General features: G+C 59.9%; 18 protein-coding genes. 7 read left to right on the forward strand and 11 right to left on the reverse strand.

Annotation, left to right across the window (positions count from 1 at the left end):
• Positions 1-40: 40 nt before the first annotated feature.
• The 6 genes from miaB to FGZ14_RS04385 form a co-directional block, all read right to left on the reverse strand.
• Positions 41-1,501, reverse strand: a complete 1,461-nt coding sequence (gene miaB / locus FGZ14_RS04360) for a tRNA (N6-isopentenyl adenosine(37)-C2)-methylthiotransferase MiaB (RefSeq protein WP_139921590.1) — start codon at positions 1,499-1,501, stop codon at positions 41-43.
• Positions 1,502-1,667: 166 nt separating this feature from the next.
• Positions 1,668-2,951, reverse strand: coding sequence for an aminodeoxychorismate synthase component I (gene pabB, locus FGZ14_RS04365; protein WP_139921592.1), 1,284 nt, complete (start codon positions 2,949-2,951; stop codon positions 1,668-1,670).
• A gap of 102 nt (positions 2,952-3,053) precedes the next feature.
• A complete protein-coding gene (locus FGZ14_RS04370; RefSeq protein WP_139921594.1) occupies positions 3,054-4,568 on the reverse strand; it encodes a DUF3808 domain-containing protein in 1,515 nt (504 codons plus the stop codon).
• Between the two features lie 59 nt (positions 4,569-4,627).
• Entirely contained in the window at positions 4,628-5,377 is a 750-nt protein-coding gene (locus FGZ14_RS04375) for a zinc ribbon domain-containing protein (RefSeq protein WP_139921596.1), read from the reverse strand.
• The gene (locus FGZ14_RS04380) at positions 5,367-6,467 is read right to left on the reverse strand and encodes a Nif3-like dinuclear metal center hexameric protein (protein ID WP_180754485.1); all 1,101 of its coding nucleotides are present in this window, start codon (positions 6,465-6,467) and stop codon (positions 5,367-5,369) included. Before FGZ14_RS04380 ends, FGZ14_RS04375 begins: the two co-directional genes overlap by 11 nt.
• A gap of 75 nt (positions 6,468-6,542) precedes the next feature.
• Complete coding sequence (locus tag FGZ14_RS04385; RefSeq protein WP_180754486.1) at positions 6,543-7,235, reverse strand: uracil-DNA glycosylase family protein; 693 nt, start codon at positions 7,233-7,235, stop codon at positions 6,543-6,545.
• Between the two features lie 187 nt (positions 7,236-7,422).
• Between FGZ14_RS04385 and lpxK the strand changes: the two genes are divergently transcribed.
• From lpxK to FGZ14_RS04405, 4 genes are all read left to right on the forward strand, one after another.
• A complete protein-coding gene (gene lpxK / locus FGZ14_RS04390; RefSeq protein WP_139921600.1) occupies positions 7,423-8,484 on the forward strand; it encodes a tetraacyldisaccharide 4'-kinase in 1,062 nt (353 codons plus the stop codon).
• Positions 8,477-10,540 (forward strand): putative porin, encoded by a 2,064-nt coding sequence (locus FGZ14_RS04395; protein ID WP_139921602.1) that lies wholly within the window; start codon positions 8,477-8,479, stop codon positions 10,538-10,540. The genes lpxK and FGZ14_RS04395 overlap by 8 nt, the downstream gene beginning before the upstream one ends.
• Before the next feature lie 102 nt (positions 10,541-10,642).
• The gene (locus FGZ14_RS04400; RefSeq protein ID WP_139921604.1) at positions 10,643-11,239 is read left to right on the forward strand and encodes a tRNA-(ms[2]io[6]A)-hydroxylase; all 597 of its coding nucleotides are present in this window, start codon (positions 10,643-10,645) and stop codon (positions 11,237-11,239) included.
• Positions 11,240-11,331: 92 nt separating this feature from the next.
• Positions 11,332-11,796, forward strand: a complete 465-nt coding sequence (locus FGZ14_RS04405; protein ID WP_180754487.1) for a hypothetical protein — start codon at positions 11,332-11,334, stop codon at positions 11,794-11,796.
• 26 nt (positions 11,797-11,822) lie between these two features.
• Here FGZ14_RS04405 and FGZ14_RS04410 read toward each other — a convergent pair whose 3' ends face one another.
• Together FGZ14_RS04410 and FGZ14_RS04415 are read right to left on the reverse strand one after the other, a co-directional pair.
• Positions 11,823-13,667, reverse strand: coding sequence for a glycoside hydrolase family 2 protein (locus tag FGZ14_RS04410; protein ID WP_139921608.1), 1,845 nt, complete (start codon positions 13,665-13,667; stop codon positions 11,823-11,825).
• 144 nt (positions 13,668-13,811) lie between these two features.
• Positions 13,812-15,089: an asparagine synthetase B gene (locus FGZ14_RS04415; RefSeq protein WP_139921609.1), complete on the reverse strand. Its 1,278-nt coding sequence runs from the start codon at positions 15,087-15,089 to the stop codon at positions 13,812-13,814.
• Between the two features lie 241 nt (positions 15,090-15,330).
• Here FGZ14_RS04415 and FGZ14_RS04420 point away from each other — a divergent pair, with 241 nt between their 5' ends.
• Both FGZ14_RS04420 and FGZ14_RS04425 read left to right on the forward strand, forming a co-directional pair.
• The gene (locus tag FGZ14_RS04420) at positions 15,331-16,569 is read left to right on the forward strand and encodes an ABC transporter permease (protein WP_139921611.1); all 1,239 of its coding nucleotides are present in this window, start codon (positions 15,331-15,333) and stop codon (positions 16,567-16,569) included.
• Between the two features lie 631 nt (positions 16,570-17,200).
• Positions 17,201-17,989, forward strand: coding sequence for a hypothetical protein (locus tag FGZ14_RS04425; RefSeq protein ID WP_139921613.1), 789 nt, complete (start codon positions 17,201-17,203; stop codon positions 17,987-17,989).
• 77 nt (positions 17,990-18,066) lie between these two features.
• On the opposite strand, the gene mtaB is transcribed toward FGZ14_RS04425, so the two are convergent.
• The 3 genes from mtaB to FGZ14_RS04440 all read right to left on the reverse strand — a co-directional run bounded on the left by mtaB (position 18,067) and on the right by FGZ14_RS04440 (position 21,847).
• Positions 18,067-19,407 carry a tRNA (N(6)-L-threonylcarbamoyladenosine(37)-C(2))-methylthiotransferase MtaB gene (mtaB, locus tag FGZ14_RS04430; protein ID WP_180754488.1) on the reverse strand — a complete coding sequence of 447 codons (1,341 nt, stop codon included), beginning with the start codon at positions 19,405-19,407 and terminating at the stop codon, positions 18,067-18,069.
• 151 nt (positions 19,408-19,558) lie between these two features.
• Positions 19,559-19,927 (reverse strand): hypothetical protein, encoded by a 369-nt coding sequence (locus FGZ14_RS04435; RefSeq protein WP_139921617.1) that lies wholly within the window; start codon positions 19,925-19,927, stop codon positions 19,559-19,561.
• Positions 19,928-19,987: 60 nt separating this feature from the next.
• Positions 19,988-21,847, reverse strand: a complete 1,860-nt coding sequence (locus tag FGZ14_RS04440) for an LTA synthase family protein (protein WP_139921619.1) — start codon at positions 21,845-21,847, stop codon at positions 19,988-19,990.
• Between the two features lie 310 nt (positions 21,848-22,157).
• On the opposite strand from FGZ14_RS04440, the gene FGZ14_RS04445 reads away from it, so the two are divergent.
• Positions 22,158-24,347, forward strand: a complete 2,190-nt coding sequence (locus FGZ14_RS04445; protein ID WP_139921621.1) for a glutamine synthetase III — start codon at positions 22,158-22,160, stop codon at positions 24,345-24,347.
• Positions 24,348-24,490: the final 143 nt, after the last annotated feature.

Here is a 24,490-nt window from a genome sequence, read left to right on the forward strand (position 1 = left end):
TGCCAACATAGGGGGGAAGTAAGACCAAGATGCCAAGAGCCTACACCATTTCTCCGAGCAGCGCCGCACCCGTGGTGCTAGTAGCCAGCACGTTCACATAATCGCCTTTCTTGGCGGTGCCTTTGGGGAAGATAACCACCTGGTTTTGACTGTTGCGGCCACTAAGGTGCTCCTGGCTGCGCTTAGAAGGGCCTTCTACCAGCACCTGGTGCACGCGGCCCACCATGCGGGCGTAGCGAGCCCGGGCGTGCAGTTGCTGCCGGTCAATAATTTCCTGCAAACGACGCTTCTTTACTTCCAGCGGAATATCATCTTCCAGCTTGCGGGCAGCCAGCGTGCCGGGGCGCTCGGAGTAGAAGAAGTTGTAGCCCATGTCGTACTGCGCGAAGTCGAGCAGGCTCAGGCTGTCCTGGTGTTCTTCCTCGGTTTCGGAGCAGAAGCCGGCAATCATATCGGTGCTGATGGCGCAGTCTTCACCCAGAATACGGCGAATGGCTTGCACACGCTCCTCGTACCAAGGGCGGTCGTAGGTGCGGTTCATGAGCTTGAGCACGCGCGAGTTACCGCTTTGGGCGGGCAGGTGAATGTACTTGCAGATGTTCTCGTGGCGCGCCATAGTGTGCAGCACCTCGTCGGTGATGTCCTTGGGGTGGGAGGTGGAGAAGCGCACCCGCAGCTCGGGGCTTACCAGCGCTACGCGCTCCAGCAGCTGCGCGAAGTTGACCTGCTCCAGGCCATCTTCGGAAGCCCACTTGTATGAGTCCACGTTCTGTCCGAGTAGGGTAACTTCCTTGTAGCCCTGGGCCACCAGGTCGAGGGCTTCCTGCACGATGCTGTGGGCGTCGCGGCTCCGCTCGCGGCCCCGGGTAAAGGGCACCACGCAGAAGGAGCACATGTTGTCGCAGCCACGCATAATGCTGATGAAGGCCGTGATACCATTGGAGTTCAGGCGCACCGGCGTGATGTCGGCGTAGGTTTCCTCGCGGCTGAGCAGCACGTTTACCGCTTTCTGGCCGCCATCTACCTGCTGAATGAGTTGGGGCAGGTCGCGGTAGGCATCGGGGCCTACTACCAGGTCCACCAGCTTTTCCTCTTCCAGGAACTTGCTTTTCAGGCGCTCGGCCATGCAGCCCAGCACCCCTACCAGCAGGCCGGGGTTGCGCTTTTTGTGCCCGTTGATCTGGGCCAGGCGCATGCGCACGGTCTGCTCGGCCTTTTCCCGGATGGAGCAAGTGTTCAGCAGCACCAGGTCGGCACCCTCCAACTCCTCGGTGGTGTCGAAACCCTGCTCAAACAGAATGCTAGACACGATTTCGGAATCGGAGAAGTTCATCTGGCAGCCGTAGCTCTCAATGTAGAGCTTGCGGCTGCGGCCCGTGCGGGTGGCCGGGTTCACGCGCACTTCGCCCGAGGGTTCATGCTCGTGAGTCACCGCCTCAACGGTGGGCGTGGGCAAGGTGGTTTTATCGAGGAAGTCGAGGGTAATCAGCGGTTGGGACATGGAAAAGGCCGTAGCAGGCGTCAGCTTCACAATTCAGGGAACGGCAAAGGTAACGCTTTACTCCCTAAAATGACAGAATGGCAGGAGAGAGTAACGGAGTAAATAAGTAGCTGAGCAATTACGCCGTCAGTTGCTGCCTGTCTTCATTTGATACTCAGCGAATCCATTACTCAGCGACTCCCTGACTCTGCCCCAGCACTTCCAAAAGCGCCTGGGCTTTCAGCAGACACTCCTCGTACTCGCGCTCCGGCACTGAGTCGTAGGTGATGGCCGAGCCAACCTGGAAGGAGAGGTAACCGGTATCCTGGCGGTACTGCAGGCTGCGGATAACCACGTTAAAGTCTAAGTCGCCGGAGGGTAGCACGTAGCCGATGCTGCCGCTGTAGAGGCCCCGGCGGCTGTGCTCGTAGTGCTCAATTAGCTCCATGGCCCTAATTTTCGGCGCGCCGGTCATCGAACCCATGGGAAAAGTTGCCCGCAGGACATCCACCAAGTCCACTTCGGGACGGACCTGGGCCTGCACGGTGGATATCATCTGCCAAACGTGGCGGAAGGGGTAGAGGCCGAACAGCTCCGGCACCTGCACGCTGCCAGTCCGGGCCACGCGGGCGAGGTCGTTGCGCACCAAATCCACAATCATCAGGTTTTCAGCGCGCTCCTTCTCGTCATGAAGCAGGGCTAGGCGTTGTTCTTGGTCGGCGACAGGGGTAGCGCCCCGGCGAATGGTGCCCTTGATGGGCTGAGAAAGCAGCGTATCTCCTTGTCGCCGCAGAAACCGCTCGGGTGAGGCGCAGAGCAGGTAATGGTCGTGGTGACGGTAGAAGCCGGCGAAGGGGGTAGGCGAGGCCTGTTGCAACTGCAAAAACACCTCTACCGGGCTCAGCTGCACATTTTCGGCGTAAAACTCCTGGCACAGATTGAGCTCGTACACCTCCCCATCCAGAATATCGTTCTGCACGGCGCGCACGGCGGTCAGGTACTCCGCACGGGGCATGCGCGGGCGGAGCGTCGGGGTTGGGGCTAGAACTGGGGGTAGCAAGGGCTTCGCCAGAATGTGCTGCAGCACGACACCCGGGTTGGGAGCATGGATTTCCAGCGTTGCCTCCTGCCACTGGAGCCAGACTTCGGGAGTAAAAAAATGCAGGTTAGGCCAAGCCAGCCCATAAGGGTTATTGCTGTGCAGGGCTTCTATCTCATTCTTGACATCGTAGGTAATAAAGCCACAGCGGGGCGCCGAGCCCGGCACCGAAGCCAGCCAGCTTCGAAGCTCCGGGAGGGTGGCGGGCGCGGTACCGGTCTGCGTTGCTACCCCCAGCAGGCGGCGAAACGGCCCACCCGGATAGAGCAGGTCGTTGGGCTCGAAATAAGCGCAATGCGGAAAGCCGGCGGCCCAGTGCAGCGCCCGGGCACGAAAGTCAGCGGGAAGATCAGTGAGCGGAAGGGTAAGCACAAGGCAAAGGTAGCAGGCAGACGCGGCCGCAAGGCGGCCTAAGTCTGCCCGTCAGACTACATCTGGCCTACCCCCGCCGAGCGGTTAAATGTATTTTGGAGGTTACTCCAACTCCTTGAGAGCCAGCTTGGCTTTGGTGTCGGTGCTGTTCTTGTACTCGTGCTTGGGGTAGCTGAGGGCTTTCTGGAAATAAGTTTTCGCCGTATTCTTCTGTCCCTCCAACTGGTAGAGGTAGCCTAACTGCAGCGCCGACTGCGGGGCGAAATAGTACGGCGCGTTGCCGGCCAGCGCAATGGTGCGGGCATAGAATAGCCGGGCCGAATCGGGGCGGCCGACCAGGTGCCAGGCCCGGGCCAGGCGGTAGGGCTCCTCCAGCCGGTCGCGCAGGGGGGTGGCGGAGGTAGCGTGGAAGCCGCTAAGCGTGGTTAAGGCCTCCCGATAATAGCCGCCGTCAATCTGCAGGCGGGCGCGGGTGAGGAGCTTGTGCAGCGGCTGCTTGTCCTCAAAAAATCGTTGGGCGTAGGTGTCTTCTTCCAGCACAGTGCGGCCCCCGGCCCCAATGCGCCGCCGGTACTGCCCGGCGCTGGTTGCGTCGCCACTCAGCCAGGCCGCCAGATACAACTTGAAATAGGCGTCTTTGCGGTAATGCTGGCCCTGGTATTCTGCCAGAAAGATCTGGTTGGCGCGGGCAGAAGCAGCGTACTGGCCTTGGTAGAGCAGCAAATCAGCGGCCATGTGGTGCAGATAGGGCAGGGGCAGGTAGGCGGGGCCAGTGGGGCGGACGCGGTAGGCGGCCAAGGCGACTTCGGTATGGTGCTGCTTTTTGTGCTGACTAACCAGCAAGTAGCTCAGCAGCAGATTGTCGGGCTGCTGTCGATGCAGGGTTTGGATGAGGGTGAGGGCCGCCTCGGGCTGCTTGTAGTAGGTTTCTTCCAGCAAAGCCAGAATCAGGCGGGCCTCCAACTGGAAGTCGTTGGGCTGAGTGGCGGCCAGACGTAGGTTATGCAAACCGGCCTCCACGCTGCCCGGTAGTCCCAGCAGCTTCAGAAACCAGCGGTACGACTCCGGCAGGGACCCAATAAAAAACTGCATCATGCCCAGGGTTTTGCGCGCCGGCAGGTACTGAGGGTAGCGGCGTACTACCTGCTGCATCTGCTGGTAGCTCTGGCGCAAACTCCAGGCGCCCTGCACCTCATGCCCGAACACTACCTGCGCGGCCGCCTGGTGCAGCCTAATTTCGGCCCGGGCGTACTCACGCAGGGCTCCGGTTTCCGCGGATTTCTCCAGCAGAGCAAGGCGGCGGTCCTGGGCCGCCACGGTAGCTTGGTAGCGGCTGGCATCCTGGCTGACTAACAGCTCCGTAATGTCCAGGCAGTCTTGTACCAGCAGGGTGCCGGTATCGGTGCCTTTCAGCAAGGCCCGGGCCGTGGCCGGTCGCATTTTCAGCACCTCAGCGTAGGCGCGGGCCTGGGTGGGCGTGAGGACGGACGCGGATGCGGTTTCTGCCTGAGGTTCGCCGAGGGCTTCGCTGAGAACCGCAGAGCACAGGAGCAGAAGCCAGAACAGCCTCCGCGCTCCTCGGCGCAATCCTGGGCGAACCTCAGCGGGAAATTTCATAGGCAAAAAAAGAACGGCCCCGAAACAAGGCCGTTCTCTTCTAAAAAGGTCAGGACAACTTAGGCGGTACGAGCCTCTACGTCGGCCAGAACGCGGCCGCAGTGCTCGCACACGATGATTTTCTTGTGGGCGATGATGTCGGCCTGGCGCTGGGGCGGAACGGTGTTGAAGCAGCCGCCGCAGGCGTCACGCTTTACTGTTACCACGGCCAGACCGTTGCGCACGTTGCCGCGGATGCGGGTGTAGGCCATCAGCAGGCGCTCTTCTACCGGCTGAACGGCCGTAGAACGCTCGTCCATGAGCTTTTGCTCATCGGCTTCGCTTTCGCTCACGATGGTTTCCAACTCCGACTTCTTATTGTCGAGGTCTTTCTTGCGCTCTTCCAGACGCTGCTTGGTGCCGCTGATTTCGGTGTTCTTCAGCTCAATCTGGTACTGAGCTTCTTTGATCTTCTTTTCCGAAATCTGGATTTCCAGCTTCTGCAGCTCGATTTCCTTGGCAATAGCCTCGTACTCACGGTTGTTGCGTACGTTCTGCTGCTGGTCTTCGTAGCGCTTGATCAGGCCATCGGCGTCTTTGGCGTTCTGCTTGCGCTGCTTGATCTGGTCGTTGAGGGCGGCAATTTCCTCGTCGAATTTGCCTACGCGCACCTCATAGCCCGCAATTTCGTCCTCCAGGTCCCGAACTTCTTCGGGCAGGTCGCCGCGCACGCGCCGGATTTCGTCCAGTTGCGAGTCAATGCGCTGCAGGTTCAGAAGGGCTTCCAGCTTACTGGCAACGGGGGTTTCCGCGGAGGGATTAGAAATCATAACGGACGGGGTTGGTAAGAGTCTCAGCAATGAAGAGCGCAAAAGTACTTCCAAAGTTGCCCATAAGCAAATCCCGGAAGATTTCGCCGGTGAACTGCTCGCTCTCAAAATGGCCTACGTCGCAGAGCAGCAAACGGCCTTCGGCGGCAAAATATTCGTGGTATTTCAGGTCGCCGGTGACGTAGGCATCGGCCCCGGCCGCGCGGGCTTTGCCAATCAGGAAACTGCCGGCTCCGCCGCACAGGGCCACTCTCTGGATGGGCTGCCCGAACTCCGTGTGCTTTACCACGGGCACGCCCAGGGCCTGCTTCAGACGCTGCCGGAACTCCGGGGGGCTTAGTGGCTCGGGCAAGTCGCCCACCATACCAGAGCCTACGTCCTGGTTGGTGTTTTCCAGCTTCACGATTTCGTAGGCCACCTCCTCGTAGGGGTGGGCTTGGCGCAAGGCCCGCAGGGCGGTTTGCTGCAGGTGTAGGGGTAGGAGCACTTCTACCCGCTCCTCGCGCACAACCTCAGCTTCCCCGCGCCGGCCAATAAACGGGTCGGTACCGGCGCCGGGCGTGAAGGTGCCGGTGCCTTCGGTGCGGAAGCTGCACTCGGAGTAGTCGCCGACCTGGCCCGCGCCGGCTTGGTAAAGGGCCTGCAGAACAGCTTCGGTATGCGCGGGCGGAACGTAGGTAATCAGCTTGGCCAGCAAGCCGGGTTTGGGGTCGAGGATGCGCAGGTTGGTAAGGCCCAGCTTTTCGGCCAGCTTGCGGTTTACGCCGTGCCGCACGTTGTCGAGGTTGGTGTGGGCGGCGTACAGGGCCACATCGTGCCGGATGGCCTTGAGCAGGGTTTGCTCTACCTCGTTGGCGCCAGTCAGGCGCTTCAGCGGCTTGAAAATGAGCGGATGGTGGGCCACTACCACGTTGCAGCCGCGACGCAGGGCCTCATCTACCACGGCCGGGGTGCAGTCCAGAGCAATCAGCACGCCGCGTACTTCCATCTGCGGGTCGCCGCACTGCAGGCCGGCGTTGTCGTAGGATTCCTGGTAGGCGAGGGGCGCGGCCCGCTCCAGCACGCGCATAAGGTCTTGGACTGTAGGCATGGGTAGGAAATAGATTGTATGCGGGAAATGAGGTAGCCTCGGTCAACCAGCAGTCGTTACCAAAGAGGTGCTGAGCTAACCCCGGTGCATATTTCCCACATTTCCGGCACTCTGCAAGGTTTCTACATAGAGAGCCACGTTTTCAGCAAGGTGGCGGCGCTTGTACTGCATCAGGTAGCGGGGGTGGTCGAGGATGTGCAGCTGCTCGAACAGCCCAAGCTCTTTATGGAGTCGGGTGAAGTATTGCCCGTTGCGGCGACCCAGGCAGATGGCCGCGTGGCGTGCCAGGCCTACTTCCTCCACCAACTGCTTCATGCCCTGCTGAATGGTAGGCCACAACGCGGCCGTAACCGCCGGCGAATCATAGAAGTTATAGTTCAGCCCGTTGCGCAGCAAAACCAGGGGGTAGAGGGAGCCCAGGTAGAACTGCTCGTAGAACGCCGCTGGCCCGCCCATGGCCGTTACCACGGCCTGCATGAACTCGCTGGAAGGCTCCCGGCGGCGCGGTAAATCATTTTCAATGCCCCAGGCAGCCAGCGCAACGGGGTCAGTAAAGGCTACGCCGGTGCGGCCGTTGCCCAGGCGGCCGGGGTTGATGCCCAGCACGGCCACACGGGGCTGGTTGCCGGTGTAGTACTGCCGGGCAAACCGCGTGAACAGGCCCAAAGGTGTGGGGTCCAAGTAGGGGCTGAACGCCTGTACGTTTTCGGGCAGTGGTGGGGGTAGGGGAAACTCAGTCAGAAAGCGCAGCAGGCGGTCAGCGAACATACAGGAGCACGAAGTAGTGGGGTACTTTGTACGGTAAACCGGCGGGTTCCGCTTAAACAGCCCGTCAGTCAGCTCCCGCGGCCATTTTCTACGAAAATATTCCCGCCTAATACGGGTTGCGTAGGGCCAAGCCCTCGCAAGCTGTCCGTAACCCGCTACTTTTGCGCCTCTCCTTACTGCCTGCCCCATGCCTTCCCTGCTGACCTGGCTGCTGCTCCCCCTGAGCTGGCTGTATGCCGGCGTAATGGCCGTGCGCAATGCGCTTTACCGAAGCGGGGTTAAGCCTTCGACGCGCTTTGCCGAAGTGCCCGTCATCAATGTAGGTAACCTGCGGGTGGGCGGCACCGGCAAAACACCGCACGTGGCCTGGGTGGTGGCCTGGCTGCAGGCCCAGGGGCAGCGGCCGGCCCTGCTGAGCCGGGGCTACGGCCGCCGCACCCGGGGCTACCGCCGCGCCACCACTGCCGATACCGCCGCCACCATCGGGGATGAGCCTCTGCAGCAGTTCCGGCACTTCGGGAGCCAGGTGGCGGTAGCCGTCAGTGAGGACCGTGTGGCGGGCATCCGGCAGCTGCTGCAGGAGGCGCCGGCCGCTACCGCCGTGGTGCTGGACGACGCCTACCAGCACCGGCGCGTGAAGCCTACCGTCAATATATTGCTGACCGAGCAGGAGCGGCCCTTTTACGAGGACTTTGTGCTGCCCGCTGGCCGCCTGCGCGAAAGCCGCGCCGGGGCCGTGCGCGCCGATGTGGTGGTAGTTACCAAGTGCCCGGCCTATTTGTCGGCCACCATCCGGCAGGAAATTGCCCGGCGCATTGAGCGCTACACCCGGCCGGCGGTGCCCGTGCTGTTTTCTTGCTACCACTACGGAGCGGCCGTACCGCTCACGGCGAAAGCACCCCCTGAGCCCGGCAGTGAGGTAGTAGTGCTGACCGGTATTGCCCAGCCCGAGCCGCTGCTGGAACACCTGCGCTCGGCCGGCTACCGGGTTGTGTACCACGCCCGCTTCCCCGACCACCACGTCTTCACCGCGGCCGAGCTTTGGGAGCTGACCGCGCAATTAGCGCCCGGCCAGAGCGTTCTGACCACGCAGAAAGACGCGGCCCGCCTGCTGGAGCCCACTCTGGCAGCAGTTGTGGCCGATATGCCCGTATTTTACATTCCAATTGAGGTCCGGTTTTTGGCCGACGGGGAAGCCCGGCTGGCCGCGCTGCTGACCCCGTACTTTCAGCCCCACGCTGTTGTCTGATCCGTTGTTGTTTTCGTTGTTGAAGGCCCCCGTGGGCCGTATTGCTATGTCGGCGCCGGTTCACTGCCGGGTGCGCGTCCGTCCCTGGGTAGGGCGGGCGGCTGCGCTGCTGGCCGGACTGGGCGCGCTGTCCGGAACGGCCCAGGCCCAGATTACGGATGACTCCACCAAAGTGCGCTACGGAGCCCATACCACCTTTATCCTGCGGGAGGCCGACGTGTTTCGGGGCGATACGCTGGGGCGCATGGTGGATACTACCCTCACGCGCCTGCCCCAGTCGCGCTACTGGACCTACGACAGCACCTACCAGCAAAACCTGGGCAACTTCGGCACGGCCTCACGCCGCCTGCTCTGGACGCCCAACACCCAACTGGGTGCCCGCCTGGGCCGTAACGTCTTCGATCAGTACGTGCGCGACGCGGCCACCATTCCCTACTACGATACCCGCTCGCCTTATACCTTCTTTCGCTTCTTTCAAGGCAACCCCTTCGAGCAGGTATTTGAGCTGTCGTACGCCCGCAGCATCAAAAAAGCATTCAACGTGGGCTTTGCCTACGAGCGGTTCGGGGCGAATAAGTATCTGGCCGACGTAAGTGGCAACCAGGCCGGACAGATGGAGCATTCCAACTTTTTGCTTTTCGTACGCTACCAGTCGCCCGATGACCGCTACCACGCCCTAGCCAACTTCAGCACGGCCCGGCACCGTGTCGTGGAGCAGGGAGGGGTGCGCCCCCTGGCTTCCGACACGCTGGATGGCGGACGGGGCCAGGTTGACTTGTCGAAGCTGTTTGATTACGAGGACGAGGAGGTGTATCTAACCAACGCCGTCAACCGCGACGACCGGGACCGAGTACGCTTAGCGCACACCTACCGCCTGCTGGGCCGGGGGCTCACCGTGTTTCATATTTTTGACTGGAGCCGCCAGCTCAACAAATACACCGATGACCGCCTGAACTTAGTACAGGGCGTTTCGGAGTTTTACCCCAACGTGTTGCTCAGTCAGGCCACCACCGACGACCGTGCCGAGTTCCGGCAGCTGGAGAATACGGTGGGCGTAATGGGCAACAGCAACACGGTGGAATATCGGCTCTACGGCCGGCAGCGCGCGTACTCTCTGATTACCCGCGCCAACTACGGCCAACCCGCCGTACTGCGCGAGGCCCTGCCGGAACGTGCCGACAATCAGTTTTTTGTGGGAGGCACGGCGGCTTTTCGCTACCGGCAGTTTGCCATAGAAACGGCCGGCGAAATCCTGCCGACCCTCAATATTAAGGACAGTGAATACTGGCTCCGAGCCGGCACCCGCCTGGGCCCGCTCAGCGGCGAGGTGCTGTCAACCAGCTACTCACCTACGCTCACCGAGCGGGAAGTAAAAGGCAACCACTATCGCTGGCGCCAAAGCGCCGACAGCGCCGGTGTATATGGGTATCTGCACAACTTCCGCAATACCCAGGTGCAGCAGCTGCGGGTGCGGCTTTCCCGCCAGCTAGGCCGTCATTACCTGGAGCTTGTCGGGACGGTGGCCAACATCAACAACCTGATTTATTTTGATGAAGCCGGCCTGCCCCAGCAGCGCGGCGAGGCCCAGCAGCTGGCCACGCTCATGACGCGCTACCGCGTGAACGTGGGTCACTTTTACTGGGATACGCAGGCCACGTACACGGCAGGCGGGGAGGACGAAAATACCCGGGCCGCCGACAAAGGCGGAATCCGCGTGCCCCGGCTCGTCGGTGACTCCCGGCTCTACTACCAGGGATACGTGTTCCGGAAGGCATTGCTGACCCAGATAGGCGTGCAGGGTTACTTCCAGTCGCGCTGGAAAGCCTACGACTACAGCCCCAGCACCCAGCAATTTTTCCTGCAGGACCACTTCACTATTCGCAACACACCGCTGGTGGATGTATTTCTGAGCGGTGATATCAAGACGGTGGGCGTGTTTCTGAAGATGGCCTACGTCAATCAGTTTTTGCCGCAGTCGGGCTACTTCACTACCCCCTATTACGTGGGCATGCCGCGCCGCTTCCAGTTTGGTATCCGCTGGCAGTTCTTTAACTAAATTGGGTCTTGGAGAGCTCTGGGCCCTGCCTGACGTTCTGGTGGCGCGCTTTGGCTGCCTCAACGCCAGTTAGTGCTCTAAGCTCCAAGGCCTCAACCTCCCATGAAAGAGAAAACCATCCTGAAACTGAAGTTGAACTCTGACCCCCGGTGGGTGGACATTGCCAGCAAAAACATTGTGGATATTCTGGTGGATCATGCCTACTGCGAGCAGAAAGCGGCCAGCACCGGCATTTCACTGATTGTAAAATACCCCGAGAAAACCCGGCTGGTAGAAGAGCTGACGGCCCTGGTAGCCGAGGAGTGGGAGCACTTCACGCGGGTGCTGCAGGAACTGCGCAAGCGAGGCCACGAGCTGGGCCGCCCCCGCCGCGACGAATACGTGGTGCAGCTGATGAGCCACGTACGGAAGGGCGGGGCCCGGGAACGGCAGCTTATGGATCAGCTGCTGGTAAGCGCTCTGATAGAGGCGCGTAGCTGCGAGCGGTTCAAGTTGTTGTGGAAGCACATTCCGGACCCCGAGCTAAGCCAGTTTTACTACGAGTTGATGGCCTCGGAAGCCGGGCACTTCGTTAGCTACGTGGATCTGGCCAAGGAGTATAGCGACCCCCAGGAGGTAGATGCTCGCCTGCAGGAACTGTTGAAAATTGAAGGAGAAATCGTGACCAATCTGCCCGTGCGCGACGACCGCATGCACTAGGCCGAAGAAATTCTGCGGGTCACTTTTTCCGGAGTGTATTACCCATGCCGGGGTAGGCCATATATTAGCCCGGCATTTTCAGGATTTACCGGATGAAGAAGTTATTACTCCTTTTCTTTTTGTGGGTACCCGGCTGGGCCGCAATGGCGCAGGTGGCGGATCCGGCCACCCTTAACTTCTGTGGCGTTGACTTACCCATAACGACCGGCTGCGTGCCTGAGTCGAAGTACGCCGTACGCTGCCAAGACTACCAGATGACCTGGATGTACCTGGATTATGGCATGCTGCGCACCTTTCCCGAGCAGTTCATACAGCAGATCCAGAAAAAGAAAAAGCACCTGGAGCGGCAGCCGCTGGAGTGCACCATCCTGGGGTCCCCGGCCAAGGGGTTCCGGCTAAGCTACCCCACGGAAACGGGGGGTATGGCTTACGAGCTGATAGCCTACGGAGTAGCCAAGGGCCAACCTGTAATGGTGCAGCTTATCCTGGCGGTTGACCCCGACAAAACAGCCGATTTGCCCGAGCTACCCCGCCAGGTTATTCAACTGACGAAGTAGCCCGGGTACCAGGGCTGGGCCACCCGCTACCCCGCCTGCGGGGCAGTATCCTCCGGGGAAGCGCTTTTAGAGGCCAGCAGACCCTGAGGCACCGTCAGCTCGCCGCCGTGGAAGTCAATCAGGCCATTGCGTTCATCCTCGATGTTGGTAGCCTGAGTATATACGTCGCCGGCAATGGGGCGCTTGCGCAACTCTTGCTTGAACTGGCGAATGCGCTCCGTACGCTCATCGGAGCTCTGGGGACCGCCGTAATCAGCAAAGCCAAAGCCGCCCCACTCGCTGACAATCAGGGGTTTCTGGCGGCCGTAGAAGAACGGGTCGCCGATGACCAGGGGCAGTACGGCCACATTGTTCAGGTCGCCCTGCACCATGCGGTCGAGCAGCTCCGACCAGCGTTCCAACTCCGGGGTGTACACATGCGCCGTGAGCAGGTCCGACTTCAGCCGGCCCTCCTGCGAAATGTGCTGCCACCCATCGTTGTCCACCACCAGAAACTGCGGGTGGTTGATGTGCATATGGTGGTACATCTCCACGATGTAGCGCCGGGTTTCGGGGTTGGTGGCAATGTCCTGGGCTCCCCAGTCCTCATTATACAAGCTCCAGATGACAATGGACGGGTGCGACTCAATCAGGGCCAGCATGCGCAACAGCTCGGCCCGGTGGTTTTCCCGGCTTTTAGGGGTAGAGGAGTGGGGGCTGGGTACCTCCACCCACAGCAATAGGCCCAGCTCGTCGGCCAGGTTGTAAATGCGTGGGTCCACGCCGGCAATGTGTACGCGCACCAGATTGCAGCCCAGGGCCTGCATGGCGTGCATATGGCGCTGCATCTCCTCGAAAGTGGCCGTGCCCGGCTGGTATAGAATGCCGTCGAGGTAAATGGGCTCGTTATTGAGGTACACGTAAGTGCCGCGCGACTCAATTTTACGCAGGCCGAAGTGCGTTTCGATTTCGGCAGAATAGCCCTCACTATCAATTAGTTGCGCTACCAGGCGGTATAGATTCGGAGAGCCCGGGGCCCAGAGCTTGGCGCCGGCCAGCTCCATTACTACCCGCTGCTGGCGCTGGCCAGCCTCCAGGCGCAAGGGAAAATCGGCGGTGGCCAGGGGGTGGGGCGTGGAGGCTACCCGGTCATAGACCTGCAGGCGCAGCGTGTACAAGCCGGGGTCATGAATGCGGGTGGTCAGGTTGAAGCGCACCATCTGGTCCTCAATAATGCTATCTACCCCCACCCGGGAGCGGAGGCGGTTGCGCTCTACCATTTCCAGCCATACGCTGCGCACGGCGCCCGTGTAGGTCTGGTACCAGATGCCGCCGCGCTTGTACACGTGCGACTCCTGCTTGCCCCGGGTAGTGTCGGCATCCATGGTATCCACAATGCGCACTGTCAGGCGGTTAACGGGGCGCAGGTGTTCTTCGCGCAGCTCAAACGAGAAGGAGGTGTACTCTCCGTAGTGCACCTGCTCGCCCTCGATGGTGTTGAGCAGAAAGCCGTTAAGCCACACGCGGGTTTCGTAGCCGCAGGCCCCAAAGGTTAATTGGAATAGGGAGTGCGTCCCATCGTCGCCTCGCTCAGGCAGGGGAAACTCCCGCTCGTACCACACCACTACTTTGTCCTGCCAGCGGGGGGCATCGGGTTGGCCTTGGGCCATGTGCTCTTCCACCGAGCCGGGCCAATTGGCAGTTTGCTGATAGTTATGCGCCAGATACCAGCCGTCGCGCAGCCCCGTATCGTCGGGGTCCACGGCAAAGCGCCATTCGCCATCCAGGAGCAGGTAGTTATTGGAGCGCAGAACCGCACGCGGCAGCGGGTTGGTCGTCCGGACGTCGTTCTGAGTAGTGGAGAAGCCGTAGTTAGAGGCGGGGGAAGGCATAACAGCAACGTTGGTGTGAATGCTACAAACGATTTTAGCGCGGGGCTGGATACCTGTGCCAACAGATAAAATAAAAAAACCTCCCCGCCCCGAAGCGGCAGGAAGGTTCGTAATAGCGGGCCGAGCAGCGCAATAGCCTATGGCTTAAGTCTTTTGCTTTTTCTTCTTAGCCGCCGGGAACAGAATGTTGTTCAGGATAAGCCGGTAGCCGGGAGAGTTGGGATGCAGAGCCAGATCGGTGGGCTCTTCCTCCACAAAGTGCTGATAGTCCTCGGGGTCGTGGCCGCCGTAGAAAGTCCAGGTGCCTTTGCCCAGCGTGCCATGCATGTAACGGACCTCGCCGGAAGCCTTGTTGTCGCCCATTACCACCACATCAGGTTTCACCAGCGACTTGCGAAAGGCCGTGGTTTGGCCCATAAAGCCCTTGATGGTGCGCTCGTGGTCCTGGGTGAGCATAGTGGGCACCGGGTCGTACTTGGCCGAGAAAGTGAAGAGCTGGAAATAATCGTTGTCTTCGTACACGCGCCGCTCCCGCGGGTCCATGTCAATATCGGAGTACTCATACTCCAGCGGGTCGCGCACCAGATGAAAGTTCTGGAAAGCCAGGGTGCGGTTGAAGTTGAGTTTTTGCTGGGCCTGGGGGTCGGCCGGGTCGCCATCGTACATGCTTTCCACCATGTCCAGGCCAAGCCCGGCCAGAGCAATATCATAGGAGTCGGTGGCCGAGCACATGGCAAACTGAAAGCCCCCGCCGGCAATGAATTCCTGCATTTTTACCACCACGGCGGCCTTCATCTGGCTTACCTTCGCAAAGCCGTTGCGCTTGGCCGTAGCCTCGGACTCGCGCTGCTGCTGCTGGTACCAGGGCCGGCCGCTGTAGCTGCGGTAAAATTTGCCGTACTGCCCCGTGAAATCCTCGTGGTGCAGGTGCAGCCAGTCGTACTTGGGCAGGTCACCGCGCAGTACCTCGTCGTCGTAAATCTGGGTATAGGGAATTTCGGCGTAGGCCAGCACCAGCGTTACCGCATCGTCCCAGGGTTGCTTGCCCTTGGGCGTGTACACGGCAATTTTGGGCACTTTCTCCAGCTTCATCACGTCCATGTTGGCGTTGGGGTCGGCTATTTCCGAAAGGATGCTGGTGTACTGGGCCTCACTGATCACCTGGTAGGTTACCCCGCGCACGGCCAACTCATTTTCAGCCCCCGGCGCCACCGCGCAGGCAAAGGCTCCGCCCCGGTAATTCAGCAGCCAGTCAACCTCCACCTGCTTGCCCAGCAGCCAGTAGGCCGCCCCGTACGCCTTCAGGTGCTCCTTCTGGGTGTTATCCATCGGGATGAAGATGTGGTTGGCCCAAGCCGCAAGCGGCCGCAATACGGCCGTTGCCAGCAACAGAAACAGCGCAAACAAACGAGGAAAGGTCATACTAAGAAAGGCCAAAAGCAGAACCACCCACCGCCGGGCCGCTACTGCGGCCCGGCCCCAGGCAAGTTCATGAAATTCGAAAAATCCGTCTGAATCCGTGCTTCTAAAGGTACTAAATGCCGGTGGGAGTTTACGTGAAACCGCTTACCTTGCACGGCTGGTTGCTGGTGCCCCTCTGCCCCACGGGCGGGTTTCCCTCGGCTCCGGCTCTACGCTTCCGCGCCTACCTGCCGCCCGCCCTATGCATCTGCTGGAAAACATCAAAGAGGCTTTTCGTTCCATCAAAAGCAATATGCTGCGCACCATTCTCACGGCCCTGATCGTGAGTATTGGCATCATGTCGCTGGTAGGAATTCTGACGGCCATCGACGTGATGAAGTCTTCCTTGAACCAAACGTTTGCCAGCCTGGGGGCCAACTCCTTTGAAATGAAGGCCAAAGGTTACAACAACCGCTCCCGGCGGGGTGGGGTAAAAGGCAAAGTGTACCCTCCCATAACGCTGCTGCAGGCCAAAAAGTACAAGCAAACTCTCGGCGATGAGGCCCAGGTAGGGGTGTCGGCCTTTATTTCAGGCGCAACGGAGGTGAAAGCCAACGGCCAGAAAACCAATCCCAATATTCAGGTGGTGGCCGGCGACGAAAACTACCTGCGCATTCAGAGCTACAACCTGGGCACTGGCCGCACGTTTTCGCCCCTGGAGCTGGAAAATGGCACCAACGTAGCCATTATTGGCTCCGAGATAAAGGACAAGCTTTACCCCACCGGCAGCGCCCTCAACAACTACGTGTATCTGATGGGCCGACGGTTTCTGGTGGTAGGCGTGCTGGAGAAAAGCGGCAGCAGCGGGCAGGGTGGCGGCGCCGACCGACTGGTGCTGATTCCGCTGGAAACCGGCAACCAGCTGCCCCGCCAGCGCGAGCTGACCTTCGACGTGAAAACGGCCACCACCAACCCCGGCGAGCTAAACTACCTTACGGGCCAGGCCACAGGCATTATGCGAGCCGTGCGCCACGATGCGCTGGGTCAGGAAGACAGCTTCGAGGTAGAGCGCTCTGATTCGCTGGCAGCCAAGCTGGATCAGCTGTCGGGCGGCCTTAAAACCGGCGGCTTTCTGGTGGGCTTTATTACCTTGCTCGGGGCCAGCATTGCCCTGATGAACATCATGATGGTGTCCGTGACGGAGCGCACCCGCGAAATCGGTATCCGCAAGGCGCTCGGTGCGACCTCCTTTCAGATCCGGCAGCAGTTCCTCATCGAGGCTATTGTTATCTGCGTGATGGGCGGGTTGCTGGGCATTCTGCTGGGGGTAGGCGGGGGCAATCTGCTGACATTATTTATGGATCAGGGCGGCTTTATCGTGCCCTGGCTCTGGATGACGCTGGGCCTGCTGATCTGCGTAACGGTGGGGCTGGCCTCGGGCTACTATCCGGCCAGCAAAGCCGCCGCCCTGGACCCCATCGAGTCGCTGCGGTTTGAGTAGAATAGGAGGGGTAGGCAGCAGGGCGCCCTTCGGCTGACCAATTGTGCTCTTACTTGTTTGGCGTCTGAGTAGAACCGAGGGTAGGTCCTGATGCCGCATTAGCGGGACGCGACTATTGAACGCCCGTAATTTGCCGTTGTTGATACGGGCCCGCGAGTTATTCGGATGGCGCCTCGGGCAGTCGTATCAGCCGCAACATCTGCCCGACGCTCGTCCGGTCCGGAAGATATTTTCACCTCGGAAGCTGACGCACACCACACCACGGCGACTTCGTAAAGCGGTTTCTAAAGAGAGGTTGATGTAGGAATGCCAGCGCAGCAGACCGAGCAAGTGCTGAGCGCTTCGGAACTCTGGCATAAGCAGCCTGGAGGCGACCCTCAGCTCTTGGCGCATTTCTTCAAAGTCAATCAAGACCGGGCCGTTACCCACGTCTTAAGACGGCCGGCATACCTTTTATTCAGGAGTAGTAGGGCATGCAGTAATACTGCAGATTATAACCAGAGCCGCTTCCTTCCAAGCAAACGGCCTGGCTGCCGGATAGGAGAGAGGGGAGAAACAGCTAGGGTTCCGCTTGAGTACTTTCTGGCCCGATCTATACTCCGACGGGATTTATAGCGCTCCACGAAATATTGTGGCTAAGTTTCTTCTGAAAAAAAACTGTGAGGAAGATGGGAAGGTCTGCATAGCAGAAAATCAAAGAACTGTTATACATTTGCACAAAATACCATTTGAGTATATGGCAAACACGGAAACAGTAGGGCAGCGTTTTATAGCGCTTATTTCTCATTTGGGGATGTCTAAAAATGCTTTTGCTGCTTCACTTGATAAAACAGCAACCGTCATCCAACATCTCGTAGATGAGCGGAATAAGCCTGGTTTCGACCTTTTGTGTAAGGTTTTTGAGGTATATCCAAATGTATCTAAAGACTGGTTGCTTCAAGGTGTCGGACCTATGCTCAATGGTGAAAACGATGAAGCTGTTATTACGGCTCAGCCTCCAGTAAGCCTGCAAAGCGCTCCGCCTGTTCCTGCTTCCGCTTTGGTTGCGCCGGCTGTAGCTTCCACAACGAACAGCGCTCCTGTGGATGAGCCCATTCGTGTTACGGAGCCGGCTGCTCCGGCCGCGCCGGCTGTGCCCGTCACCCCCCAGGATGTTCCGGTTTTAAGCTCTTCCCCGAGCCCGGCACCTGCCGCTCCTGCTCAGCCGGTAGCGCAGGAAACACCAGCACCGGTTTTGTCTGCTCCTTTAGCTGCTACAACCGTCGCGCCTACCCCTGATGCAAGCTGGCAAACGGCTCTATACACTCAGCAAATGGCCCATCAGCTGGCATTGGCGGAGCTGCGCAATCAACATTTGCAAGAGCAACAGCGCCTCATGCAGCAGATGATGGACTTGATGCAGCGGCAGCTAACCCGCTAAAATATGGTGCCAGCTCAACGCAAAAGCGCCTGACCATAAGTGGTCAGGCGCTTTTGCATTTGGATATTACGGGCTGGCTAGTGTTGAAACACTTCTATCCCGACTTCTTCGGCCTCCATGAGGTTCTGCGGATTCACTGTCGTGAGCCGCAGCCGTTTCATTTCCCCGACCAGAATAGGGTCGTATTTAGCCGTAACGCGGATGTAATTTGGCGTAAAGCCTTCCATCTGTCCGTTGGTGACGTCGTCCTCGAAAAGCACCTGGGTTTCGGTGCCTACGTGCTGCTCATAGAAGTAGCGCTTTTTCTTTTCAGAGAGGCTCCGCAACTGGGTGGTGCGCTCGTGGCGGTGGCGGTCCTGTACCCGGCCAGGCAGGGTAGGCGCCAGCGTGTTTTCGCGCTCCGAGTATGGAAATACGTGCAGGTAGCTTACGTCTAGGTCGTTGAGAAACTGGTAAGTTTCCAGGAAGTCGGCTTCTGTTTCGCCGGGAAAGCCCACGATTACGTCCACGCCGATGCAGGCGTGAGGCATTACTTCTTTAATCAGAGCTACGCGCTCCTGGTACAGCTCGCGGCGGTAGCGCCGGCGCATCAGGCCCAGAATCTTGTTGGAGCCCGACTGCAGCGGGATGTGGAAGTGAGGCATAAACCGCTTCGACTGCGCTACAAAGCGAATGATTTCGTCGGAGAGCAGGTTCGGCTCGCAGCTGCTGATGCGGAACCGCTCGATGCCCGCTACCTCATCGAGGGCGCGCACTAGGTCATAGAAGTTTTCCTTCCGTTCGCGCTCCGGCCCCTGCAGCCCAAAGTCGCCGAGGTTAACACCGGTCAGCACAATTTCCTTGACGCCGGTTTCCGCCAACTTTTCTACCCGCTCTACCACGCTCTGTACCGAGTTGGAGCGGCTCTTACCGCGGGCCAGCGGAATGGTACAGAATGAGCAGGAGTAGTCGCAGCCGTCCTGCACCTTCAGGAAGGTGCGGGTACGGTCGCCGTAGCTGTGGGCGGCATGGAACTCGGTAGCTTCAGAAATAGGAGAGGCAAAAACCTGTCCCGGCTGCCCGGCAGCCGGCTTGCGGAAGCCCGCCAGGGTTTCGACCAGCTGAAATTTCTCGGCTGCACCCAGCACGGCATGCACCCCGGGAATTTCGGCAATTTCCTGGGGTTTAAGCTGGGCGTAGCAGCCCACAATGGCCACGAAAGCTTCGGGGTTATGCTTGAGGGCTTCCTTTACTACCTTGCGGCACTTGCGGTCCGCGTGGTCCGTGACGGAGCAGGTATTGATGACGTAGATATCGGCCGCATCCTCGAAGGCCGCTTTCACGAAGCCGTGCTCCTCAAACTGCCGGCCAATGGCCGAGGTTTCGGAGAAGTTGAGCTTGCAGCCCAACGTATAGAAGGCAACTTTTCTGGTTTCCATAAGCAAGACCACAAAGATACTGCGCCAGGTTGGATAGCCGGCACACTGTGGGCGTTGAAACAGACAACAAGCAGGGGGAACAAGGTTCTGGGAAACCGCGTCAGCCAGCGTTTTTTATGAAAGCGCCTGGCTTGGCCACCAGCTCGGGCTGCTAGATGGCAGCGGGCAGCCGCTCCGTAATCACCTGAATCAGGCTGGGTAAGTCAAGCGGCTTAAGCTCCTTGGCCGACAAAAACACCTGCCAGGGCGCATCGGAAGCCCCGCGCCGGAATACGGCTGGCAGGGGTTCGGAGCGCAAGGAGGGGTAGCGTTGCGCCAGCTCATCCCGGTGCAGAAACATAGTCTGGGCGGGCAAGCCGCGCAGAAACGCGCGCCACTCGGGCCGCATGCTGGTAGCTCCATACGTAATGGCGCACAGGGAGCAGGCATAGGTAGCCGGCGACAGGGTTTTGTGCAGCGTATCCAGCGCTGCGTTCAGCAGCCCGGCGTTGGCGTTATAAACAAACAGCAGCTCGGTCATGGGTACAGGGCAGGAGAAAGACGTTCCTCACATACGGTGCATCAGGCCGGAGCCAGCGCCTTATTTCTGGAGAAAATCGGTGAAGGAGGCTTGCTCGTAGGCCTTACCGAACTGCAGCTGGGCCTTTGTGGGGTGGCCGGTATGTTCAATTTCGCGCCGGGCCACGTTATCAAACGTAACCGTGCCGGCCGGCGTAGCTACCCCAAACCCATCGGTGAAGCAGTAGAAGGCTGCTCCTCCGGGCCAGGCGGGCGGGGCCGGGGCCAGCAGGTCGCGGCTCCAGGGGAAATTTGTGGCCGGCAGCCGAAGCTGGGTCAGCAGGGTCGCGGCTACATCGGTCTGGCTGCCGTACGTGCTGATGCGGCGGCCCTGGACCCCGGGCCGCAGGGCGCCCCCGGTCAGAAGCAGCGGAATCCGGAATTTCTCGGGCGCGTGGTTAGGCGTGTCGCCCGGCTGATGGTGGCCGTGGTCGGCAACCAGCACCACCACTGTGTTATTCCACCACGCTTGCCGGCGAGCCTGCAGCAGAAACTGCCCCAGCACATGGTCGGTGTAGTACACGGAGTTACGGAAGCGGGCGGCCTCGGCTTCGCCCGGAAAATGGGTGGGCATGGGCACATCAAACGGCTCGTGGCTGCTGAGCGTAAACGCCGTCACGAAAAACGGGGCACGCTGCCGGGGCAGTTCCTGCAGCATGCGGGCCAGCAGCACATGGTCGTGGGCGCCCCACTTAGAGTTCTGGTCGCGCCGGGCAAAATCGGCGCGTTCCGTAAACCGCTCGTAGCCGGCCGTGACGAGGTAGCTTTTCATGTTGGCAAACGCCAGCTCGCCCCCATGATAATACGCTGTGCTGTAGCCCTGGGCCCGCAGTACCTGGGCCAGATGCGGCAGGCGCTCGGTTTTGCGCGGCGACTTGATGATGCTGGTGGTGGGCTGGTTGGGGTAGCCGGAGAGCAAGGCTACCAGGCCCTTCTGGCTCCGGTCGCCGGCGGCGTACAGGTTCTGAAACGATACGCCCACCTGGCTCAGGCTGTCGAGGGTAGGGGTTACCCCCGGCTCGCCCCCCAGGTGGCCCACCAGCTTACCCGTGAAGCTCTCCAGAATAATAAAGAGTACGTTGGGCCGCGCGGTGCGCAGCAGCGCCACGGTGTCGGGGCCAGTGGGGGTGTAAAGCTGCCGGGTAAGACGGGTGGCCGCGGAGTCGGGCAGGAACTGGTAGGGGTTCGGGCCGGCGTTCTGCAGGCGCAGGGAGCTGACTACATTCCAGGGCACGTTGATGGCCGCGTGGTTGGCGAAGGGCCGGTCGGAGAAGTACACGTCGCTCTGGTTTACCGGAATCTGCTGCAAGCCACCGCGCATAGGCACCACCAGCAGGGCCAGATACAGCAGCCCCGCCACAGTGGCCCTGCTCTTGCCAAAGCCCGGCGGCAGCGCGGGCACGCGCCCTACCACCCGCCCGTACAGCAACCACCCCAGTGCCAGCAACCCCAGCCACAACGCCAGCAGCAGGGCTACCGGCGCGCTGCCGGCCGAAGCGACCATTTCCTGCGGGGTGTTGAGATACTGCAGGGGGGTAGCGTCCAGCCTAAAACCCCAGGCCCGGTATAGCTCTAGGTCGGCTACCGTAAGCAGGGCCGTTACTCCCACTAGCACGGCTGTAAAAAAGCGCACCAGCCGCTCGAAAGGAAAGCGCGGGCCAAACAGGCTGCCGATGATAAACAACAGAAAGGGAAGGGCGCATAGGTAGGCCGTAGCCGCCGCATCTAGGCGCAGGCCATAGCCGAAAATACCGGCTACCGTGCCCGCCGCAGCCCCCGACAGGCGCCCGCCGTGGTACACTACAAAAAGGGCTTTAGCCAGAACGAAATAGAACAGCCAAAACAAGAAGTAGCGCGGCTGAAACGCAAACCGGTTTTTCACCCCGCAAAGGTAGGCGCCCGGCTCTTTCTGCTTACGCCTGCGTGCAGATTAAACACAGTGGCTTGGAACGGATTGGTTTGTCACAGGGTAGCTATTATGGTTGAGTCTATGTTAGCCTAAAGGTGTATTCATTGATTTGAGAGTGCTAAAGCGGGTAGGGTGGGTATTACAAGTGGGTGCTTGGCAGGTAAAAAGACATGTTTCGCCGAAAATGGGGTAAAAAAAGAGGGGGTATTGTGGGAAAGCACGTATTCTATTCTACCTTTGAGCCGGATAATTCCTCTGAAGTTCTCTCACGCCTAATTCCAGCATGGCAATTCTTCGCTTTAAAGCTCTTGAGCTAGTTGACCAGCGCCAGCCGCTGGCCGTCACCATTGCCGGTGAGCGTCGTTCCGAGACGTTTGGCAAAAATGTTTTCAACCTGGATGCCATGCGGGCCACCATGCCCGGCGAGTATTTCAAGAAGCTGCAGGCGGCCATTAAGCAAGGCTCGCCGGTGGAGCGCAGCGTGGCCGATGCCGTGGCTTCGGCTATGAAAACCTGGGCCATGGCTAAGGGTGCTACGCACTACACCCACTGGTTTCAGCCCCTGACCGGCGCCACCGCCGAAAAGCACGATTCTTTTTTCGACCTGAACTCCGACGGACGGCCGATTGAGAATTTCAAGGGCTCGGCCCTGGTGCAGCAGGAGCCCGATGCTTCTTCGTTCCCGAACGGCGGCATCCGCAACACCTTCGAGGCCCGTGGCTACACGGCCTGGGACCCCACTTCGCCCGCTTTCATCATTGAAACGGCCGGTGCCAAAACCTTGTGCATCCCCACCATCTTCGTGGCGTACACCGGCGAGGCTCTCGACTACAAAGCGCCCCTGCTGAAGTCATTGGCTTCTCTGGAAAAGGCCGCCGTAGATGTGTGCCAGTACTTCGATAAGGACGTGCAGCGGGTGCACACCACGCTCGGCATCGAGCAGGAGTACTTCCTGGTGGACCGCGCCCTGTACAATGCCCGCCCCGACCTGGTCATGACCGGCCGCACGCTGTTCGGCCACGCCCCGGCCAAGGGCCAGCAGCTTGAAGACCACTACTTCGGCTCCATTCCGGCCCGGGTGCACGCCTACATGCTGGACTTCGAGGAGGAGTCGAATAAGCTCGGAATTCCGCTGCGCACCCGCCACAATGAGGTAGCACCCCACCAGTTCGAGTGCGCCCCCACCTTCGAGGACGCCAACCTGGCCGTGGACCACAACCAACTGCTCATGGACATCATGGAGCGCGTGGCCGACAAGCACAACTTCAAGGTGCTGCTGCACGAGAAGCCCTTTGCGGGCGTAAACGGCTCGGGTAAGCATAACAACTGGGCCATGAGCACCGATACGGGCGTAAACCTGTTGGCGCCCGGCCGCCGCCCCAAGGAAAACCTGCAGTTCCTGGCCTTCTTTATCACCACGATTAAGGCCGTGCACCGCTTCGGCGACCTGCTGCGCGCCTCCATTGCGTCGGCTAGCAACGACCACCGCCTGGGTGCCAACGAAGCCCCGCCCGCTATTATGTCGGTGTTCGTGGGTTCCATGCTGGACTCGGTACTGGATGAGCTGGAGCGCACGGCCAAAGTGCCCCTCGACAAAGGCGATAACATCTACCTGAAGCTGGGCATCGACAAGATTCCGGCCATCCTGCTCGACAACACCGACCGCAACCGCACCTCGCCCTTTGCTTTCACCGGCAACAAGTTTGAGTTCCGCGCGGTGGGCTCATCGGCCAACTCTTCCTCGGCCATGACCACGCTCAACACCATTGTGGCCGAGCAGCTCATCGACTTCAAGCAGTCAGTGGACAAGCTCATTGAGCAAGGCAAGAAAAAAGAGGTAGCCATTGTGGACGTGCTGCGCGAGTACGTTATCAGCTCCAAAAACATCCGTTTCGAGGGCAACGGCTACTCCGATGAGTGGAAGCAGGAGGCGGCCCAGCGCGGCCTCTCCAACGTGCCCACCACGCCCCAGGCCCTGGATGCCATGGTGCAGGAAGACGCGGCCAGCCTGTTTGATCGTCACCACATCTACTCTCACGTCGAGCTGCACGCCCGCCATGAGATTCTGCTGGAGGACTACATCAAGAAAATTCAGATTGAAAGCCGCGTGATGGGTGACCTAGCCGTGAACCATATCATCCCGACGGCGGTTGCTTACCAGACCAAGCTGGTTAACAACGTACGCGGCCTGCGCGAGCTGGGCCTCGACGATGAGAACTCAGAAGTAACGGTAAACACGATTAAAGCCATTTCGCGGCACATTTCAACCATCAAAACCCAGGTGGATGAAATGACCAACGCCCGCAAAGTGGCCAACAAAATGGACGATACGCGCGAGCGGGCCGTGGCCTACTGCGACACCGTCAAAGCACATTTCGACACCATTCGGCGCTCGGTGGATAAGCTGGAGCTGATGGTGGCCGATGAGGACTGGCCCCTGGTAAAGTACCGCGAACTGTTGTTCCGGCACTAAGTCCAGGGTCAGAATCGGGCCGGAGTTGGGTGGGAATTTTCTCCGCGCCACGATTTCAGAAAAGCCGTTTCCGGGTGGGGACGGCTTTTTTTGTGCGTATGCAAAAGCCCTGGTGACAGAGGCCAGGGCTTTTGCAGTGAAAA

This window comes from Hymenobacter sp. DG01, assembly GCF_006352025.1.
Taxonomy (GTDB): Bacteria; Bacteroidota; Bacteroidia; order Cytophagales; family Hymenobacteraceae; genus Hymenobacter.

Coding starts and splice junctions, on each gene's coding strand:
- FGZ14_RS04410 (WP_139921608.1), bottom strand. CDS start 13,667: ATGCCTTCCCCCGCCTCTAACTACGGCTTCTCCACTACTCAGAACGAC.
- miaB (WP_139921590.1), bottom strand. CDS start 1,501: ATGTCCCAACCGCTGATTACCCTCGACTTCCTCGATAAAACCACCTTG.
- FGZ14_RS04380 (WP_180754485.1), bottom strand. CDS start 6,467: ATGCCTACAGTCCAAGACCTTATGCGCGTGCTGGAGCGGGCCGCGCCC.
- FGZ14_RS04420 (WP_139921611.1), top strand. CDS start 15,331: ATGCATCTGCTGGAAAACATCAAAGAGGCTTTTCGTTCCATCAAAAGC.
- FGZ14_RS04375 (WP_139921596.1), bottom strand. CDS start 5,377: ATGATTTCTAATCCCTCCGCGGAAACCCCCGTTGCCAGTAAGCTGGAA.
- FGZ14_RS04400 (WP_139921604.1), top strand. CDS start 10,643: ATGAAAGAGAAAACCATCCTGAAACTGAAGTTGAACTCTGACCCCCGG.
- FGZ14_RS04385 (WP_180754486.1), bottom strand. CDS start 7,235: ATGTTCGCTGACCGCCTGCTGCGCTTTCTGACTGAGTTTCCCCTACCC.
- FGZ14_RS04445 (WP_139921621.1), top strand. CDS start 22,158: ATGGCAATTCTTCGCTTTAAAGCTCTTGAGCTAGTTGACCAGCGCCAG.
- FGZ14_RS04370 (WP_139921594.1), bottom strand. CDS start 4,568: ATGAAATTTCCCGCTGAGGTTCGCCCAGGATTGCGCCGAGGAGCGCGG.
- FGZ14_RS04415 (WP_139921609.1), bottom strand. CDS start 15,089: ATGACCTTTCCTCGTTTGTTTGCGCTGTTTCTGTTGCTGGCAACGGCC.
- mtaB (WP_180754488.1), bottom strand. CDS start 19,407: ATGGAAACCAGAAAAGTTGCCTTCTATACGTTGGGCTGCAAGCTCAAC.
- FGZ14_RS04435 (WP_139921617.1), bottom strand. CDS start 19,927: ATGACCGAGCTGCTGTTTGTTTATAACGCCAACGCCGGGCTGCTGAAC.
- lpxK (WP_139921600.1), top strand. CDS start 7,423: ATGCCTTCCCTGCTGACCTGGCTGCTGCTCCCCCTGAGCTGGCTGTAT.
- FGZ14_RS04405 (WP_180754487.1), top strand. CDS start 11,332: ATGAAGAAGTTATTACTCCTTTTCTTTTTGTGGGTACCCGGCTGGGCC.